Annotated in this window: 16 protein-coding genes; 4 read left to right on the forward strand and 12 right to left on the reverse strand. The window is 36.6% G+C overall.

Annotation, left to right across the window (positions count from 1 at the left end):
• Positions 1 to 2: 2 nt before the first annotated feature.
• The 4 genes from FJA49_RS02035 to FJA49_RS02050 all read right to left on the reverse strand — a co-directional run bounded on the left by FJA49_RS02035 (position 3) and on the right by FJA49_RS02050 (position 2,914).
• Positions 3 to 809: an outer membrane protein assembly factor BamD gene (locus FJA49_RS02035; protein WP_139998332.1), complete on the reverse strand. Its 807-nt coding sequence runs from the start codon at positions 807 to 809 to the stop codon at positions 3 to 5.
• A 173-nt stretch (positions 810 to 982) separates the two neighbouring features.
• A complete protein-coding gene (locus FJA49_RS02040) occupies positions 983 to 1,492 on the reverse strand; it encodes a ferritin (protein WP_139998334.1) in 510 nt (169 codons plus the stop codon).
• Positions 1,493 to 1,512: 20 nt separating this feature from the next.
• Positions 1,513 to 2,394 carry a 4-hydroxy-tetrahydrodipicolinate synthase gene (gene dapA / locus FJA49_RS02045; RefSeq protein WP_139998336.1) on the reverse strand — a complete coding sequence of 294 codons (882 nt, stop codon included), beginning with the start codon at positions 2,392 to 2,394 and terminating at the stop codon, positions 1,513 to 1,515.
• Position 2,395: 1 nt separating this feature from the next.
• Entirely contained in the window at positions 2,396 to 2,914 is a 519-nt protein-coding gene (locus tag FJA49_RS02050) for a DUF6913 domain-containing protein (RefSeq protein WP_139998338.1), read from the reverse strand.
• A gap of 49 nt (positions 2,915 to 2,963) precedes the next feature.
• On the opposite strand from FJA49_RS02050, the gene FJA49_RS02055 reads away from it, so the two are divergent.
• Both FJA49_RS02055 and FJA49_RS02060 read left to right on the forward strand, forming a co-directional pair.
• Entirely contained in the window at positions 2,964 to 3,743 is a 780-nt protein-coding gene (locus tag FJA49_RS02055; protein WP_139998340.1) for a 5'-nucleotidase C-terminal domain-containing protein, read from the forward strand.
• 23 nt (positions 3,744 to 3,766) lie between these two features.
• The gene (locus tag FJA49_RS02060) at positions 3,767 to 4,681 is read left to right on the forward strand and encodes a bifunctional metallophosphatase/5'-nucleotidase (RefSeq protein ID WP_139998342.1); all 915 of its coding nucleotides are present in this window, start codon (positions 3,767 to 3,769) and stop codon (positions 4,679 to 4,681) included.
• A 136-nt stretch (positions 4,682 to 4,817) separates the two neighbouring features.
• Here the strand turns inward: FJA49_RS02060 and ligA are convergent, their stop codons facing one another.
• The 5 genes from ligA to rpsF form a co-directional block, all read right to left on the reverse strand.
• Positions 4,818 to 6,815, reverse strand: a complete 1,998-nt coding sequence (gene ligA / locus FJA49_RS02065) for an NAD-dependent DNA ligase LigA (protein WP_139998344.1) — start codon at positions 6,813 to 6,815, stop codon at positions 4,818 to 4,820.
• A 71-nt stretch (positions 6,816 to 6,886) separates the two neighbouring features.
• Positions 6,887 to 7,363: a DUF6495 family protein gene (locus tag FJA49_RS02070; protein ID WP_139998346.1), complete on the reverse strand. Its 477-nt coding sequence runs from the start codon at positions 7,361 to 7,363 to the stop codon at positions 6,887 to 6,889.
• A gap of 97 nt (positions 7,364 to 7,460) precedes the next feature.
• On the reverse strand, positions 7,461 to 7,901 hold the full coding sequence (gene rplI, locus FJA49_RS02075; RefSeq protein ID WP_139998348.1) for a 50S ribosomal protein L9: 441 nt from the start codon (positions 7,899 to 7,901) through the stop codon (positions 7,461 to 7,463).
• A 60-nt stretch (positions 7,902 to 7,961) separates the two neighbouring features.
• Positions 7,962 to 8,258, reverse strand: a complete 297-nt coding sequence (gene rpsR / locus FJA49_RS02080) for a 30S ribosomal protein S18 (protein ID WP_128390470.1) — start codon at positions 8,256 to 8,258, stop codon at positions 7,962 to 7,964.
• A gap of 5 nt (positions 8,259 to 8,263) precedes the next feature.
• Positions 8,264 to 8,605, reverse strand: a complete 342-nt coding sequence (gene rpsF / locus FJA49_RS02085) for a 30S ribosomal protein S6 (protein WP_056065785.1) — start codon at positions 8,603 to 8,605, stop codon at positions 8,264 to 8,266.
• Between the two features lie 174 nt (positions 8,606 to 8,779).
• Between rpsF and FJA49_RS02090 the strand changes: the two genes are divergently transcribed.
• The gene (locus FJA49_RS02090; RefSeq protein ID WP_056065783.1) at positions 8,780 to 9,475 is read left to right on the forward strand and encodes a LytR/AlgR family response regulator transcription factor; all 696 of its coding nucleotides are present in this window, start codon (positions 8,780 to 8,782) and stop codon (positions 9,473 to 9,475) included.
• Here FJA49_RS02090 and priA read toward each other — a convergent pair.
• The 3 genes from priA to nadC all read right to left on the reverse strand — a co-directional run bounded on the left by priA (position 9,472) and on the right by nadC (position 13,952).
• Positions 9,472 to 11,925 (reverse strand): replication restart helicase PriA, encoded by a 2,454-nt coding sequence (gene priA / locus FJA49_RS02095; RefSeq protein WP_139998350.1) that lies wholly within the window; start codon positions 11,923 to 11,925, stop codon positions 9,472 to 9,474. The two genes, FJA49_RS02090 and priA, sit on opposite strands and share 4 nt — an antisense overlap.
• A 235-nt stretch (positions 11,926 to 12,160) precedes the next feature.
• On the reverse strand, positions 12,161 to 13,084 hold the full coding sequence (locus FJA49_RS02100) for a YihY/virulence factor BrkB family protein (RefSeq protein ID WP_139998353.1): 924 nt from the start codon (positions 13,082 to 13,084) through the stop codon (positions 12,161 to 12,163).
• Positions 13,085 to 13,094: 10 nt separating this feature from the next.
• A complete protein-coding gene (gene nadC / locus FJA49_RS02105) occupies positions 13,095 to 13,952 on the reverse strand; it encodes a carboxylating nicotinate-nucleotide diphosphorylase (RefSeq protein ID WP_139998355.1) in 858 nt (285 codons plus the stop codon).
• A 169-nt stretch (positions 13,953 to 14,121) separates the two neighbouring features.
• Between nadC and rlmH the strand changes: the two genes are divergently transcribed.
• Positions 14,122 to 14,595 (forward strand): 23S rRNA (pseudouridine(1915)-N(3))-methyltransferase RlmH, encoded by a 474-nt coding sequence (gene rlmH, locus FJA49_RS02110; protein ID WP_139998358.1) that lies wholly within the window; start codon positions 14,122 to 14,124, stop codon positions 14,593 to 14,595.
• The last annotated feature ends 82 nt before the right edge of the window (positions 14,596 to 14,677 follow it).

Raw genomic sequence — 14,677 nt, forward strand, 5'->3', positions numbered from 1 at the left:
ATTTAATTAGAAAATTGTTGTAATTCTTTGTCGATTCTTGCCAATTTTTCATCGGCATCTTTTTTATACTGTGTCGATGCATTGAATTTCATAAGCAAGGCATACGATGCTTTTGCCAAATTCAATCTTTCTTTCTTTTTGTATTCCACACTATTGATTGCCAAAATATAGGCTGAATCAAATCGGTAATATAAAGCTTCTTCTTTGAACGGCGTTCCCGGATAGTCAGCAATAAAATTATCCAATGCTTTTATTGCAGCAGAATAATCTCTTGTATAACCTCCTACCGTATGATATTGTTTTGCATTTTCGAATGCTTTTTTCTCCAGCTTTTCACGTAACGATTTTACAAGCTCGTTTGCTTTTGGCAGAAGTTCTGAATTCGGATAATTATTGATAAATGCTTGCAGTTTATCGATTGCCTTGTCTGTATCTCCTTGATCTAAAGAATATCTTGGTGACAGCCTAGAGTAGCTTTCAGCACTCAAATAAGCTGCTTCTTCTGCCTTTTCACTCTTAGGATAACTGGAAGCAAAGCTTTCAAACTGATACGCTGCAAGATAATGCTGCTTTGTTTTATAATACGATTGCCCAAACATATAGAACATCTTTTCTGCAGCCGGCTTTCCTCTATAAGATGGTGCTATTTGCTCAAAAAGACGTATTGCTTTTGTATATTTTCCAGCCTCATACATTTTTGAAGCGATGTCATATTTTACAGCGATATCCTCTGATTTCAAAGCTTTTTGGTAAGGACTGCATGAAGCAAAAGCAACCGCAATTATAAGTAAGCAAAATATTCTATTCATTTTCAAGATTGTATTTACTGATTTCAAGCTGTTTGAGGTCTCTTAAAAATCAACCGCAAATTTAGTTATTAATTATAGATTAAAAAAACATTTTTTCAAGCCCTCTAAAAGACTCAAAAATAAAAAAGATGTCAAATAAATTATGACACCTTTTTAACGATTAAATTCTGTATTTATTTTGCAGTCGTGACCGGACTTGTAAAGTTCTTCATTTCATTGTCGAACAAATACAAACCTCCTTTATCATCACCAATCAGATTGATTTTATCCAGGATGTAACGTGCATTTGCTTCTTCTTCGATCTGCTCTGCTACATACCATTGCAAAAAGTTGTGCGTAGCATAATCTCTTTCATCCAAAGCAATACCTACAAGGTCGTTGATGCTTTCCGAAACTTTGATTTCGTGCTCCAACAATTGTTTGAAAAGGACTTTATAGCTTGACAAATCAAGCACAGGCTCCACTATTGAAGATATTTTAGCCTGTCCTCCTCTTTGGTTGATGTATTTTACCAATTTCAGCATGTGCATTCTTTCCTCTTCGGATTGTGCAAACATAAAAGTTGATATTCCTTCAAATCCCTGGACTTCTGCCCAAGATGCCATAGCCAGATAAACTTGCGACGAATCACCTTCTATCTTAATCTGACGGTTTAATGCTTCTTCTATTGATTTTGATAACATAATCTTAGGTTTTAAAGTAACTAAAGTACTGTTTTCTTAACAAATCGCTCAATTCTGCTTGCTAAATCTTCGTTAACATTCACTAATGGCAAACGTACTGTATTTTCTGACAATCCCAAAGTTTTAAAGATTTCTTTAACACCTGCCGGATTTCCTTGCTCAAAAATCATGTCGATTGAGTCGGCGATTTGGTAGTGTAGTTCATAAGCCTCATCTACTTTTCGTTCCAATCCTAAACGCACCATTTTAGAGAATTGTTTTGGGAATCCTTCAGCAATTACTGAGATTACTCCCGCTCCACCAGCCAAAACCATTGGAAGCGTTACCATATCATCTCCAGAAATTACTAAGAAACCTTTTGGTGCGCCTTGAATTAGCTTCATAGCCTGTACAATATCTCCAGCTGCTTCTTTTATTGCTACAACATTTTTAAAATCATTTGCCAAACGAATTACTGTCGACGGCAATACATTACTTGCTGTTCTTCCCGGAACATTATACAAAATTACAGGAAGCGGCGAAGCTTCTGCAATTGCCTTGAAATGCTGATAAATACCTTCTTGCGTTGGTTTGTTATAATATGGAGAAACCGAAAGCACAGCTGTAAAACCTGTAAAATCTCTGGTTTTTAACTCTTCAACAACTTCTGCAGTATTATTACCTCCAACACCCAAAACCAACGGCAATCTGCCATTATTAGTCTCTATTATGGTTTTGATGACTAATTCTTTTTCTTCTTTCTTTAATGTTGCCGGCTCTCCGGTTGTTCCTAAAACCACCATATAATCAATTCCATTATCGATTTGGTAGTTTACGATTCTTTTTAAAGCCTCGACATCAACAGAAAAATCTTTTTTGAAAGGTGTGACAAGCGCTACGCCTGTCCCTATAAGTGACTGCATATTATATTTTGTTTAGTATTTTTAAATATTTAAATAGTTCGAAAACAAAAACCTTATAGTTTTCAGCATTTGTATGGATCATAAAATGATTCAGCCTTTTATCGATTGTAGAAAATCCTACCTTGAAATTAGCTTTTGATTTAAAAGTCGTAATCATCAAAGGCGCTTTTTCAGTATCGTAATAGCTAATCAGCATGTCAAACTTCTTATCGGTAAACTCTTTTACATTTTTGTTTTCCAGTGTTCCTTTCCAGCTCAAATCTTTATGACTAAAACTTGGATAATTTACGGTTTCTTTTTTCTTGAAACGGTCTTTATATAACAATATCTGGATGTTCTCTCTTTTGATTCCGTTTGCTAAAAGTTCTTCTATCAGATTTACCTTGTCTTCAAAATAGGTCTTATCAATTAACAATCCGACAGTTGTTATCGTTTCGTCTGATGGGTTTCCCTTTACGTGCAGGGAACTATTTTTTAATGTTCTTTTTGCAGAAAAGTTCTTGAAAAAATTTAAAAACATAGTACTTTTACTTGTGATTACAAATTTAATTAAATAAGCCGTATTTCAGATGCTAAAACTAAAAAACTATAACGCTGCACTGGCACAATTTGTTTCAATCCTAACATTATTTCTGGCAATTTCCTGCTCGACCCAAAAGCCTTATGTTTCAAAGATTGAAGGAAAACAGATTGGCATTACGAACACCAATCCACAAACTCCTGCTATCGAGGAATTTATAAAACCTTACCGAGAAAATATCGACAAGGATATGAATCAGATTTTAGCCTATGCTCCAGAAACAATGGACAAAAGCAAAGGCGAATGGCAGACTACTATTGGCAGCCTACAGGCAGATATAACGCTTGCAACTGCCAACAAATTATTCCTGAAACGAGAAAACAAATCGGTGGATATCTGCCTATTGAATCACGGCGGTATCCGAAGCATGATTTCTAAAGGAAATGTGACAACCCGCACCGCTTTTGAATTAATGCCTTTTGAAAACGAATTGGTTGTTGTTGCTTTAAAAGGCCAACAGATTTTGGAAATGGTTAATTATCTGATTTCTGAGAAAAAGCCTCATCCGCTTGCAGGCATGGAAATCGTATTAAACAAAGATGCTGCTTCTTATAAAAGCATTACTATACAAGGAAAACCGTTGGATCTCAACAAAACCTATTATGTAGCTACCAACGATTATCTTTATAATGGCGGTGACAGCATGAATTTCTTCAAAAAAGGAACCATGACTTCCTTAGATTATAAACTCCGCAATGTTTGGATTGATTATTTCAAAGAAACAGACACGATTCCGGTACCAAGAAACAAAAGAATTATTGTTGAGTAATCAGAAAGCCTAAAAGACACAAAATGAAAAGAAGAGATTTTATACAAAAGACAGTAGCTAGTTCGGCTTTACTAACCGTTGGCGGATTATCATTAAGCAGTTTTAAGCCACTCGATAAAAAGCATATTACCATATTGCACACAAATGATGTTCATAGCCATATTGATCCGTTTCCACTAACCGATGCCAAAAACCCTAATATGGGCGGCGTTTCCAGACGAGCCAGCCTGATTGAAAGCATCCGTAAGGAAAATCCAAATGTTTTGCTTTTGGATGCCGGCGATATATTCCAGGGCACACCCTATTTTAATTACTATGGCGGCGAATTGGAATTCAAGTTGATGAGCATGATGAAATATGATCTTGCCACTATGGGAAATCATGATTTTGACAACGGAATTGACGGTTTCTATTCGCAATTGCACAATGCAAAGTTTGATTTTGTAAGCGCTAATTATGATTTCAAGAATACTATTCTGGAAGGCGTTGTTAAACCTTATAAGGTTTTTGTCAAGGACGGCATTAAGATTGGTGTTTTTGGGTTGGGCGTTGAATTGGATGGTTTGGTAGACAAAAAGAATTACAAAGAGACAGTTTATAATGACCCGGTTTCTGTATCGCAGGAAATGACGCGGATTTTAAAGACACAAGAGAGATGTGATCTTATTATCTGTCTTTCTCATATTGGATATGCTTATAAAAACGACCCGGATAAGATTTCCGATTTAAAATTAGCTGCTGCCACAAGAGATATCGATTTGATTATTGGCGGACATACACATACTTTTCTTGATAAGCCAACGATTGTAAAAAATCTCGATGGGATTGACACCTTGGTGAATCAGGTAGGTTGTTATGGTATTAATTTGGGAAGAATTGATTTTTATTTTGATACGGATAAAAACAAGATACATAGCGGAAGAACAATCGTAGTTTAATCTTTGATCTTGATATTTAGATACGTTTTTGAACGCAGATAGACGCTGATTTCACGGATTATGCGAATTAAAAAAGCCATTAAATCTTTCATTTTAATGGCTTTTTTGTTTTGTATGGATTTGTCAAACCGACACTTTATCCTAGCATTAGGATAAAATCATCTTCAGAGATAATTGGGATGTTCAGTTTGTTGGCTTTTTCCAGTTTGGCAGGCCCCATATTATCACCAGCTACCACATAATCTGTCTTGGCAGAGATAGAGCTTCCTACTTTTCCGCCATTATCTTCAATGGATTTCTTTAGGTCATCACGTGAGAATTTTTCAAATACTCCCGAAACCACAAAGGTTTTTCCTGCCAGTTTATCTGTCGCATCCGGGTTAAACACGGTTTTGGCTTCAAGTTGTACGCCATAATCACGTAATCTTTGGATAATGATTCTGTTTTCCGGATTCTCAAAAAATTCGATTACGCTTTGCGCTATACGCTCTCCAATTTCATCCACTAAAATCAGATCCATCAGGCTGGCGTTGCTCAGATTATCTATATTTTGATAGTGTTTTGCTAATTTTTTTGCAACGGTTTCGCCCACATAGCGGATTCCAAGAGCAAACAAGACTCTTTCAAAAGGAACTTCTTTCGATTTTTCAATTCCGTTGACCAGATTTTCTGCTGATTTTTGCGCCATCCTTTCCAGAGGAATTACTTGCTCAACTGTAAGATCATACAAGTCGGCGTAATTGTGCACCAGATTATTATTAAAAAGCAATGCCACAGTTTCTCCGCCAAGCCCTTCAATATCCATGGCTTTTCTGGAAATATAATGCTGAATTCTTCCTATAATTTGCGGCGGACATCCGTAAAAATTCGGGCAATAATGCTGAGCCTCTCCTTCTTTTCTGATTAATTCAGTTTCGCATTCCGGGCAATTTGTAATATAGACTGTCGGCTGTAAATCCAGAGAACGTTTTGTAAAGTCCACACCAATAATTTTTGGAATGATTTCTCCTCCTTTTTCTACAAAAACTTCATCACCAACACGGATGTCGAGTTTTTCAATCTGGTCAGCATTGTGCAATGAGGCACGTTTTACGATGGTTCCTGCCAATTGTACCGGTTCAAGATTGGCTACAGGAGTAATTGCTCCAGTACGCCCTACTTGGTACGAAATTGAGTTCAAGTGCGTAGAAACTTGCTCTGCCTTAAATTTATAAGCAATTGCCCAACGTGGTGATTTGGAAGTATAACCCAATTCATCCTGATAATGCAGGTTGTTTACCTTTACAACTACGCCATCGGTTTCATAAGGCAATTCATGGCGGTGGATGTTCCAATAATCAATAAAGTCAAAAACTTCATCAATACTTTTTACCAGCCTGGCTTCTTTAGGTACTTTAAAACCGAAGCTTCTGGCTTTTTCCAAACTTTCAAAATGGGTCGAAAATTTGACATCGTTGCCAATAAAAGTATATAAAAGGCAATCCAAAGGTCGTTTTGACACTTCGGTACTGTCTTGTAATTTTAAGCTGCCTGAGGCTGTATTTCTTGGATTTGAATAAGGTGTTTCGCCAATTTCTATCAATTCCTGATTCATTTTAGCAAAACCTTCTAGCGGCAGTATAATTTCACCTCGAATTTCAAAGCTATCAGGATAATCGCCTTTCAACTGCAACGGAACAGATCGGATTGTCTTGATGTTATTAGTCACATCATCTCCCTGGAATCCGTCACCTCGCGTTACAGCCCGTTTTAGCTTTCCGTGTTCGTAAGTTATGGAAATAGAAGCACCATCATATTTCAGTTCACAGGTGTATTCTAACGGAACATCACCTAATATTTTTTGGATTCTTTTTTCCCAATCCAAGACATCTTCTTTTGAATAGGAATTATCCAAAGAATACATCCGATTCTTATGGGCAATGGTTTCAAAGTTTTTGGTAATCATTCCTCCTACACGTTGCGTTGGGGAATTTTCATCAAAAAGCTCCGGATGTTTGCTTTCAAGCTCCTGGAGTTCTTTTAGTTTTGTATCAAAATCATAATCTGATATTGTGGGATTGTCCAAAACATAATAATTGTAATTATGCTGATTTAATTCGTCCCGCAACGATTGAATGGTACTCTGAATATCCATAAAAAAAATTGGCTAGTTTAGTTCTGTAAACAGAGCACTAAAATAACCAATTTTCAATAAATATTACGATTTTATGACGACTGAATTATACCGTTGATTTGCAAATATAACTGCCCATCACTCAGTATAGCTCCTTGTTGGATCAGATTAAAAATCGCATCGTTTCTTTCTTCTTCATACTCCTTCTGTCCTATCTTAATTTCTACCGTTTCGGTAAACATATTTTCACTCAGCCATTGCAATCCTTCTCGGGTCATAAAATCGACATCAGTAACTAACGCTTTAAGCACAATCGATTTGATTACTTTTTCCTGGCAATGAAAAAGGAAAATATAATTTTTAGAAAAGTGCTCCAAATAGTGAGCACCGGTCAAAACACCTTCCCAAATCAGGTCAGAAAACACATCTAATTCCTGTTCTGCAACTTCTGGTTTTTCAGCCTTGATTGTGTCCCATTCTTTTTTATCGATTGATTGCGTAGCCAGGAAATTAGCAAATTCCTGATGAAGCGCTTCAAACTGTTCTTTTGTTAATCTTTTGTATTTCATCTTTTATGCTTTATGCTATAAGCTAAACGCCATAGGCATTTTATAAAAAAAAAATCCCGACTTTCATCGGGACTTTTATATTTCAGTATTGAAAATACTATTTCTCAGCTACGATTTCGTAAGGCAAATCTACGATAACTTCTCTGTGTAATCTAACAGTAGCATTGTATTTACCAGTACGCTTAACAATTCCAGAAGTAATGAATTTTCTGTCGATTGTTTGACCTTGCTTCTCCAAAGCTTCAACGATATCGATGTTAGTGATAGAACCAAAAAGTTTTTCACCACCAGCTTTAGCTGAAATTTTGATTTCAAGAGCTTTTAATGTTTCAGCCAATTTCTTAGCGTCATCAACAATTTTAGCTTCTTTGTGCGCTTTTTGTTTTAGGTTTTCAGCCAATACTTTTTTCGCAGAAGGAGTTGCCATGTGAGCAAATCCTTGTGGGATTAAGTAGTTACGTCCGTATCCGTTTTTCACAGTTACGATATCATCTTTAAAACCTAAGTTTTGAACGTCTTTTTTTAAGATAAGTTCCATGTTGTTGTCCTTAATTTGTAGAAGTTAGGTTTCATTGTGAAACCAACAACTGTGTTTTTACTATTTTAATAAATCGGCCACGTATGGCATTAAAGCTAAATGTCTTGCTCTCTTAACAGCTACAGACACTTTTCTTTGGTATTTCAATGAAGTTCCAGTTAAACGACGTGGAAGGATTTTCCCTTGCTCGTTTACGAATTTCAATAAGAAATCTGGATCTTTATAATCGATATATTTGATACCTGATTTTTTGAAACGGCAATACTTTTTAGTTTTGTTTGTTTCAATATTCAAAGGCGTAAGATATCTGATATCTCCGTCTTTTTTTCCTTTTGCTGATTGTTCAATCGTAGACATAATAATTACGCTTTAGATGCTTTAAGTTTTTCTCTTCTTCTTTCTGCCCAAGAAATTGCATGTTTGTCAAGACTTACAGTCAAGAAACGCATTACTCTTTCGTCACGTCTGAATTCAGTTTCGAAAGCAATTAATACTTCAGGAGCTACTTTGAATTCAAATAGGTGGTAAAAGCCACTTTTTTTGTGTTGGATTTCGTAAGCCATCTTTTTTAGGCCCCAATCCTCTTTTGATACCATCTCTGCACCTCTGGAAGTAAGAAAATCTTCGAATTTGCTTACTGTTTCCTTTACCTGTACTTCAGATAAAACGGGATTCAAGATGAAAACAGTTTCATAGTGATTCATAATACAATGATTTTATTTGTTATAAAATTGGGTGCAAAAGTAACTATTTATTTTTAATCCGCAAGTGAAAATCCATTATATTCGATGAATTACAAAAAAATGCGGAAAATATTGTTTTTTAATAAAAAAATTGTTCTACATTTATCGTACCCAATCTATAAATTCTGATTTATTATGAAATTGAATTGTGTTGTAGTAGATGACAGTGCCATACAGAGAATGACGGTAACCAAATTGGTTGCGAATCATCCGAACCTGAATTTGGTGGGCGATTTTTCCAATGCCATTGAAACTAAAAATTGCCTTACCAATAAAGAAGTAGACCTTATTTTTTTAGATATAGAAATGCCCGTGATTAATGGATTTGATTTGCTTGACGGATTGAAAGTAAAACCGCAGATTATTTTTATTACATCGAAGGCTGAATATGCTGTCAAAGCATTTGATTATGATGCAACAGATTATCTTCAGAAACCTATTTCACCGCAACGATTCAATGCTGCTGTAAAAAGAGCAATGGATCTTTATTTGCTACGCAAAGAAAATATCGACGAGGATAGTGAGCATATTTTTATCAAGAGCAATCTAAAAAAACTAAAAATATTTACTTCTAAAATCAAATGGATCGAGGCTTATGGCGATTACGTAAAAGTAGTTACCGAAGACGAGAACCATCTGGTATTGTCGACCATGAAGTCTTTTGAAAACGATTTGTCAAAAGAACGCTTTATCCGTGTGCATAAATCGTTTATTATCAATATTGACAAGGTAGATAAATTCAACAGCAAGTTTGCTGAAATTGGCGTAACTAAAATTCCTTTGAGTAGGAATAAAAAAGAGGACCTAGTAAAAGCCTTGGCTTCCGCTTAATAAAAATCAACATTTGCAGCCACCTTAATTGGCCTGTATTGCGATATCGCTTCAAAACTATTCAGTATTTTCTGGATAGTTTTTTTTGTGCTTCCTAGCGGCTGATTTTGAGGAATCTTAATTAGTATCGTGCGGATATATTCATTCCTGATTCTGCTTATTGCCGGTTCTTCCGGGCCCAATACCGGCATATTAAGATTTTGGCTCATAACCTGATACAGCCACATCGAACCATCTTTTAGCTTTTCAAAATCACGGTGTTTTAACGTAATCTTGATAAGTCGGTAATAAGGCGGGTATTTAAAAATATGTCGGTCGTATAACTGCTCTTTATACATGCCGATATAATCGTTGTTTGTAACCTGCTGTATTGTATTATGGTTCGGGTTATAAGTTTGGATAATGACCTTACCTCTTTTCCCAGAACGCCCTGCCCTGCCCGACACCTGCGTCATCATCTGATAGCTTCTTTCAAAAGCACGAAAATCCGGGTGGTACAGCATATTATCGGCATTCATGATTCCCACCAATGAAACATTATCAAAGTCCAAACCTTTGGCAAGCATTTGGGTTCCTACCAAAATATCTATTTCCCGATTTTTAAAACTGTCCAATATCTTTTCATAGCCATATTTGCCACGAGTGGTATCCTGATCCATTCGGGCTGCTTTTTTGTTAGGAAACAAACCGGCTAATTCCATTTCAATTTGTTCAGTGCCAAATCCTTTTGTGGTAAGGTCAACACTTGAACAGTTATGGCAACGGGTTGGTTTTGCCATAGCATAGCCACAATAATGGCATCGCAATTGGTTTTTGTGCTTATGATAGGTCAGACTTACATCGCATTGCGGACATTCAGGAACGTGACCGCAAGTCATACATTCCAATACAGGCGAATAGCCGCGACGGTTTTGAAATAGTATTACCTGTTCGCCTAATGCCAATGCTTCTGCCATATTCTCCAGCAATGTATCGCTAAAATGGCCTTTCATTCTTTTTCGGAAGTATTTGTCTTTAAGGTCGACCAATTCGATTTCCGGCAGCATTACATTCCCAAAGCGTTCCGTAATTTCCACTAAACCGTATTTGCCTCTGGATGCGTTAAAATACGTTTCCAGGCTTGGCGTGGCAGAACCTAAAAGTACTTTGGCTTTGTAATAGTTGGCCAAAACGATTGCCGCATCACGAGCGTGGTATCTTGGAGCCGGATCGTATTGCTTGAACGTCTGCTCGTGCTCTTCATCAATAATGACAAGTCCCAAATCACTGAACGGCAGAAACAGTGCTGATCTTGCTCCTATTACAATCTTGGCTTTTGGCGAATTTTCTAATACCTGTTTCCATACTTCTACACGTTCGTTATTGGTGTATTTGGAATGGAATACGGCGACCTGGTTTCCAAAATGAGCCGTCAATCTGCCGACTAATTGGGTTGTAAGTGCAATTTCCGGCAATAAATACAACACCTGTCTGCCAGTGGCGATATGGCTTTCGATTAGTCGGATATAAATTTCAGTCTTGCCACTTGAAGTTACGCCATGCAATAGGCATACTTCTTTTTCTTCAAAAGCGTTTGAAATTTCATCGAAAGCTTTTTGTTGGGCAGTACTTAGCTGAAGGTTGTTTTCTTTTTGGTTTTTATCAAAAGAAACACGGTCTTCCTGTATGTAGTATTCTTCAAAAATGGCTTTGTCTACCAATGCCTTTACCACAGCAGATGTCGCTTGAGAATGTTCTAAAAGCTGTTTTACGGAAATTGGCTTTTGCTGTGACGCATTGAGTTGAAAATAACTCAGTAGGATTTCTTTTTGCTTTTGCGCCTTTTTATTCAGATTATCTATCAATGCTATCAGATTCTGTTCGTCAACGTAATCTGTATGCAGACGGATATATTTTGTAAGCTTTGGCTTGTATAATTCTACTACTTCTTCCTGAACGGCCAGTATTTTTTTATCGATGAGTTTTTGGATTGTAGGAAAAACATTTTTCTTACCCAATAAGGCCACAATATCCAATACTTTAAGCGAGCTTTGGTGTTGCAAGGCTTCATAAATAAGAAACTCATCATCCGAAAGCTGCGTCTCGTCTACTTCGGTTTCTTTTTTTTGTGATATAATAGTTTCACTTTCCAATAGCAAAGCCGAAGGCATGGCACCACGATATACATCACCTATGGCACACATATAATAAGAGGCAATCCATTGCCAATGGGCAATCTGGATTTCGGTTACTACCGGAATTTCGTCTAAAATCTGATGAATTTCTTTGGCTTCGTATAGAGCGGGTTCGTTTTGATGAAGCTCTATCGCCAATGCCGTATATACTTTGCTTTTGCCAAATGGCACTGCAATACGCATTCCTTTTTTAATGTAATTGTATTCTGCTTCTGAAACCCTATAGGTAAAAGTTTTAGATAAAGACAGAGGAAGAATGACTTCTACAAAATACATTTAAAGGCTGTTTGGTTTTTACAAAGATAAGGGTTTGCCGGAATACTTTTATATTCAAAAATTAAAAGGTTTTTTTAGACTAACAAGAACACTCACCACACTTTAGAGCCTTAAAATTAAACGTTGATTCCACGGATTTCGCTGATTTTCGTTGATTTTTAGCTGATCTTCAAATATTAGAATGAACAAAACTTAGAACCTCAGCAGCTTAGCTACTTAGAACCTTAGCAAAAAATCAATTAAACAAATTCTTCCTTTTCAATCGATTAATCGCTCCATTTAACTCAAAGCCTAACAAAAGAATCATACAATTCAACCAGATATAAATCATCAGAATCAAGAGTGTTCCGATAGAACCATATAGTTCGTTGTATTTTGCAAAACGCACTACATAAATACCAAACACAAAGGAAGTCAGGATAATCAAAATGGTTGTAAAAACAGAGCCTATGCTAAAAAAGGAATGGCGTCGTGTTTGTTTGGTTCCGAATTTAAAGAGTATAGAAGTAGCCGTCAGGATCATTAATCCTACGAATACAAAACGTCCGATGCTAACAAAATTGATGTTTTCAAACAGACCTTCGCTTTTCATTCGTTGTATGATGTATTCGAAAACGACAATAGCAGAAACGGTTACAATTAATAAGACAGACAATATAATGGCTATACCTAAAGCTACGGCATACTGTCTAAAAAAACCACGCGTAACGGTGATATGTCTTGAAATTTCAAAACCACCTAAAATGGCATTGACACCATTTGCCATCAAAAAGATAGATAGCAGGAAACCTGAGGAAAGCAATCCTTTATAACTATTGTTTAAAATATCATTGATGATTTGGTAGATAGCGTCATAGGTATTTGGCGGTACACTTTCTTCTACGAACTTCAGGAAATCGGCTTGAAATCCTTCAATAGGAATGTACGGGATTAGGTTTAGAATAAATAAGGCAAATGGAAAAAGCGCCATGAAAAAGCTAAAAGCAATGGCACTCGCTCTATAGGAAAAGGCTCCTTTGGCAATTCCGATAAAATAGAGTTCTAGCAGGTCGTAAAACGATAATCCTTCGAGCCACGGCAACTTGATACGCTGCGTGAGATGCATTAGCGAACGAATTACGGGAATTTTTTCGAGCTTGTCTTCTATTATCTTTGTCACCCTGTTTGTTTTAGATGGCTTTTAGGCTAAGATCCATATTATAGACTGAATGGGTCAACGCTCCGGATGAGATATAATCTACTCCGCATTCTGCATAATATCGGATGGTTTTCTCATTGATATTTCCTGAAGATTCCGTTTGGCATTGGTCACCGATTAATGCTACGGCAGTACGTGTCATATCGTAATCGAAATTGTCTAGCAATATTCTGTAAACGTTGTCTGATTGCAGGATTTCACGTACTTCATCCAAATTTCTTGCTTCGACTATTATTTTCAGGTCTAAATTATTTTGTTTTAGGTAGTCGTTCGTTTTCTGGATGGCTTTGGTGATTCCTCCGGCAAAATCGATGTGATTGTCTTTCAACATGACCATATCATATAATGCAAAACGGTGGTTTTCTCCTCCTCCTATTTTCACAGCCCATTTTTCAATAGCACGGATACCAGGTGTTGTTTTTCTGGTGTCAAGGACTTTGGTTTTTGTTCCTTCCAAAAGACGGGCAAAAGATTGGGTTTTGGTTGCTATAGCAGACATACGTTGCATGGCGTTTAATACCAAACGTTCTGATTTTAATATGGATTGCGAACTTCCGCTAACATGAAAGACAACGTCTCCGTATTTTACAGGCGTTCCATCTTGAATAAATGTTTCTACTTTTAGGTCTTTATCTACATATTGGAAAATCATTTTGGCAAATTCTACTCCAGCAATAATGCCTTCGTCTTTTACCAAAAGTTTGGCTTTTCCTTGTGCTGTTGCAGGAATACAGGCTAATGAACTATGGTCGCCATCGCCTACGTCTTCACGTATTCCGTTTTCTATGATTAGTCTTAATTCGTTTTGAAACTGTGCTTCTGAAATCATCTTGCAATTTTAAGTGAAGCTAAAATAATAAAATCTTTAGACTTCAATGCTGTTTGCTTTATTTAATTGCCCACAATTTACTGGGATTTCTATTTTTTGAATTCCTGATGAGATAGGCTTATCTTTGCCGTGCTTACTTAGAAACTTAGCATCTAAAATCTTAGAAAAAATGAACATCAAGCTTATCGCCATTGGCAAGACCGACAATAAATCTTTACAGACGCTGATTGATGATTATCAAAAGCGATTGTCTTTCTATATTAAGTTTGAGTTGGATATTATTCCGGATATCAAAAATGTAAAGAACCTTTCCGAAGCGCAACAAAAGGAAAAGGAAGGCGAATTAATTTTATCAAAATTGGCTGCTACTGACCAGCTTGTATTGCTTGACGAGAATGGCAAAAATTTTTCGAGTGTAGGATTTTCTGAAGAATTGCAGAAGAAGATGAACTCGGGCATCAAGACTTTGGTTTTTGTTATCGGTGGCCCTTATGGTTTTTCGGAAGCGGTGTATGCCAAGGCTCAGGGAAAGATTTCGCTATCGGCTATGACGTTTTCACACCAGATGGTGCGTTTGTTTTTTATTGAGCAGTTGTATAGAGGTTTTACTATTTTGAGAAACGAGCCATATCATCACCAATAGTGGATAGTTGATAGTGGAAAGTTTTTAGTTGGGGTTTGGGGTGGAAAATGATTTTTGATTTATGATTTTTGATTTATGATTT

The sequence above is a fragment of the Flavobacterium microcysteis genome (genome assembly GCF_006385255.1).
Taxonomy (GTDB): Bacteria; Bacteroidota; Bacteroidia; order Flavobacteriales; family Flavobacteriaceae; genus Flavobacterium; species Flavobacterium microcysteis.

Excerpts from the sequence above, each read along its gene's own strand:
- rpsF (WP_056065785.1), bottom strand. The coding sequence starts at position 8,605 with ATGAATCACTATGAAACTGTTTTCATCTTGAATCCCGTTTTATCTGAA.
- FJA49_RS02050 (WP_139998338.1), bottom strand. The coding sequence starts at position 2,914 with ATGTTTTTAAATTTTTTCAAGAACTTTTCTGCAAAAAGAACATTAAAA.
- FJA49_RS02040 (WP_139998334.1), bottom strand. The coding sequence starts at position 1,492 with ATGTTATCAAAATCAATAGAAGAAGCATTAAACCGTCAGATTAAGATA.
- FJA49_RS02090 (WP_056065783.1), top strand. The coding sequence starts at position 8,780 with ATGAAATTGAATTGTGTTGTAGTAGATGACAGTGCCATACAGAGAATG.
- FJA49_RS02060 (WP_139998342.1), top strand. The coding sequence starts at position 3,767 with ATGAAAAGAAGAGATTTTATACAAAAGACAGTAGCTAGTTCGGCTTTA.
- rlmH (WP_139998358.1), top strand. The coding sequence starts at position 14,122 with ATGAACATCAAGCTTATCGCCATTGGCAAGACCGACAATAAATCTTTA.
- ligA (WP_139998344.1), bottom strand. The coding sequence starts at position 6,815 with ATGGATATTCAGAGTACCATTCAATCGTTGCGGGACGAATTAAATCAG.
- rplI (WP_139998348.1), bottom strand. The coding sequence starts at position 7,901 with ATGGAACTTATCTTAAAAAAAGACGTTCAAAACTTAGGTTTTAAAGAT.
- rpsR (WP_128390470.1), bottom strand. The coding sequence starts at position 8,258 with ATGTCTACGATTGAACAATCAGCAAAAGGAAAAAAAGACGGAGATATC.
- FJA49_RS02070 (WP_139998346.1), bottom strand. The coding sequence starts at position 7,363 with ATGAAATACAAAAGATTAACAAAAGAACAGTTTGAAGCGCTTCATCAG.
- FJA49_RS02055 (WP_139998340.1), top strand. The coding sequence starts at position 2,964 with ATGCTAAAACTAAAAAACTATAACGCTGCACTGGCACAATTTGTTTCA.
- priA (WP_139998350.1), bottom strand. The coding sequence starts at position 11,925 with ATGTATTTTGTAGAAGTCATTCTTCCTCTGTCTTTATCTAAAACTTTT.
- FJA49_RS02035 (WP_139998332.1), bottom strand. The coding sequence starts at position 809 with ATGAATAGAATATTTTGCTTACTTATAATTGCGGTTGCTTTTGCTTCA.
- dapA (WP_139998336.1), bottom strand. The coding sequence starts at position 2,394 with ATGCAGTCACTTATAGGGACAGGCGTAGCGCTTGTCACACCTTTCAAA.
- nadC (WP_139998355.1), bottom strand. The coding sequence starts at position 13,952 with ATGATTTCAGAAGCACAGTTTCAAAACGAATTAAGACTAATCATAGAA.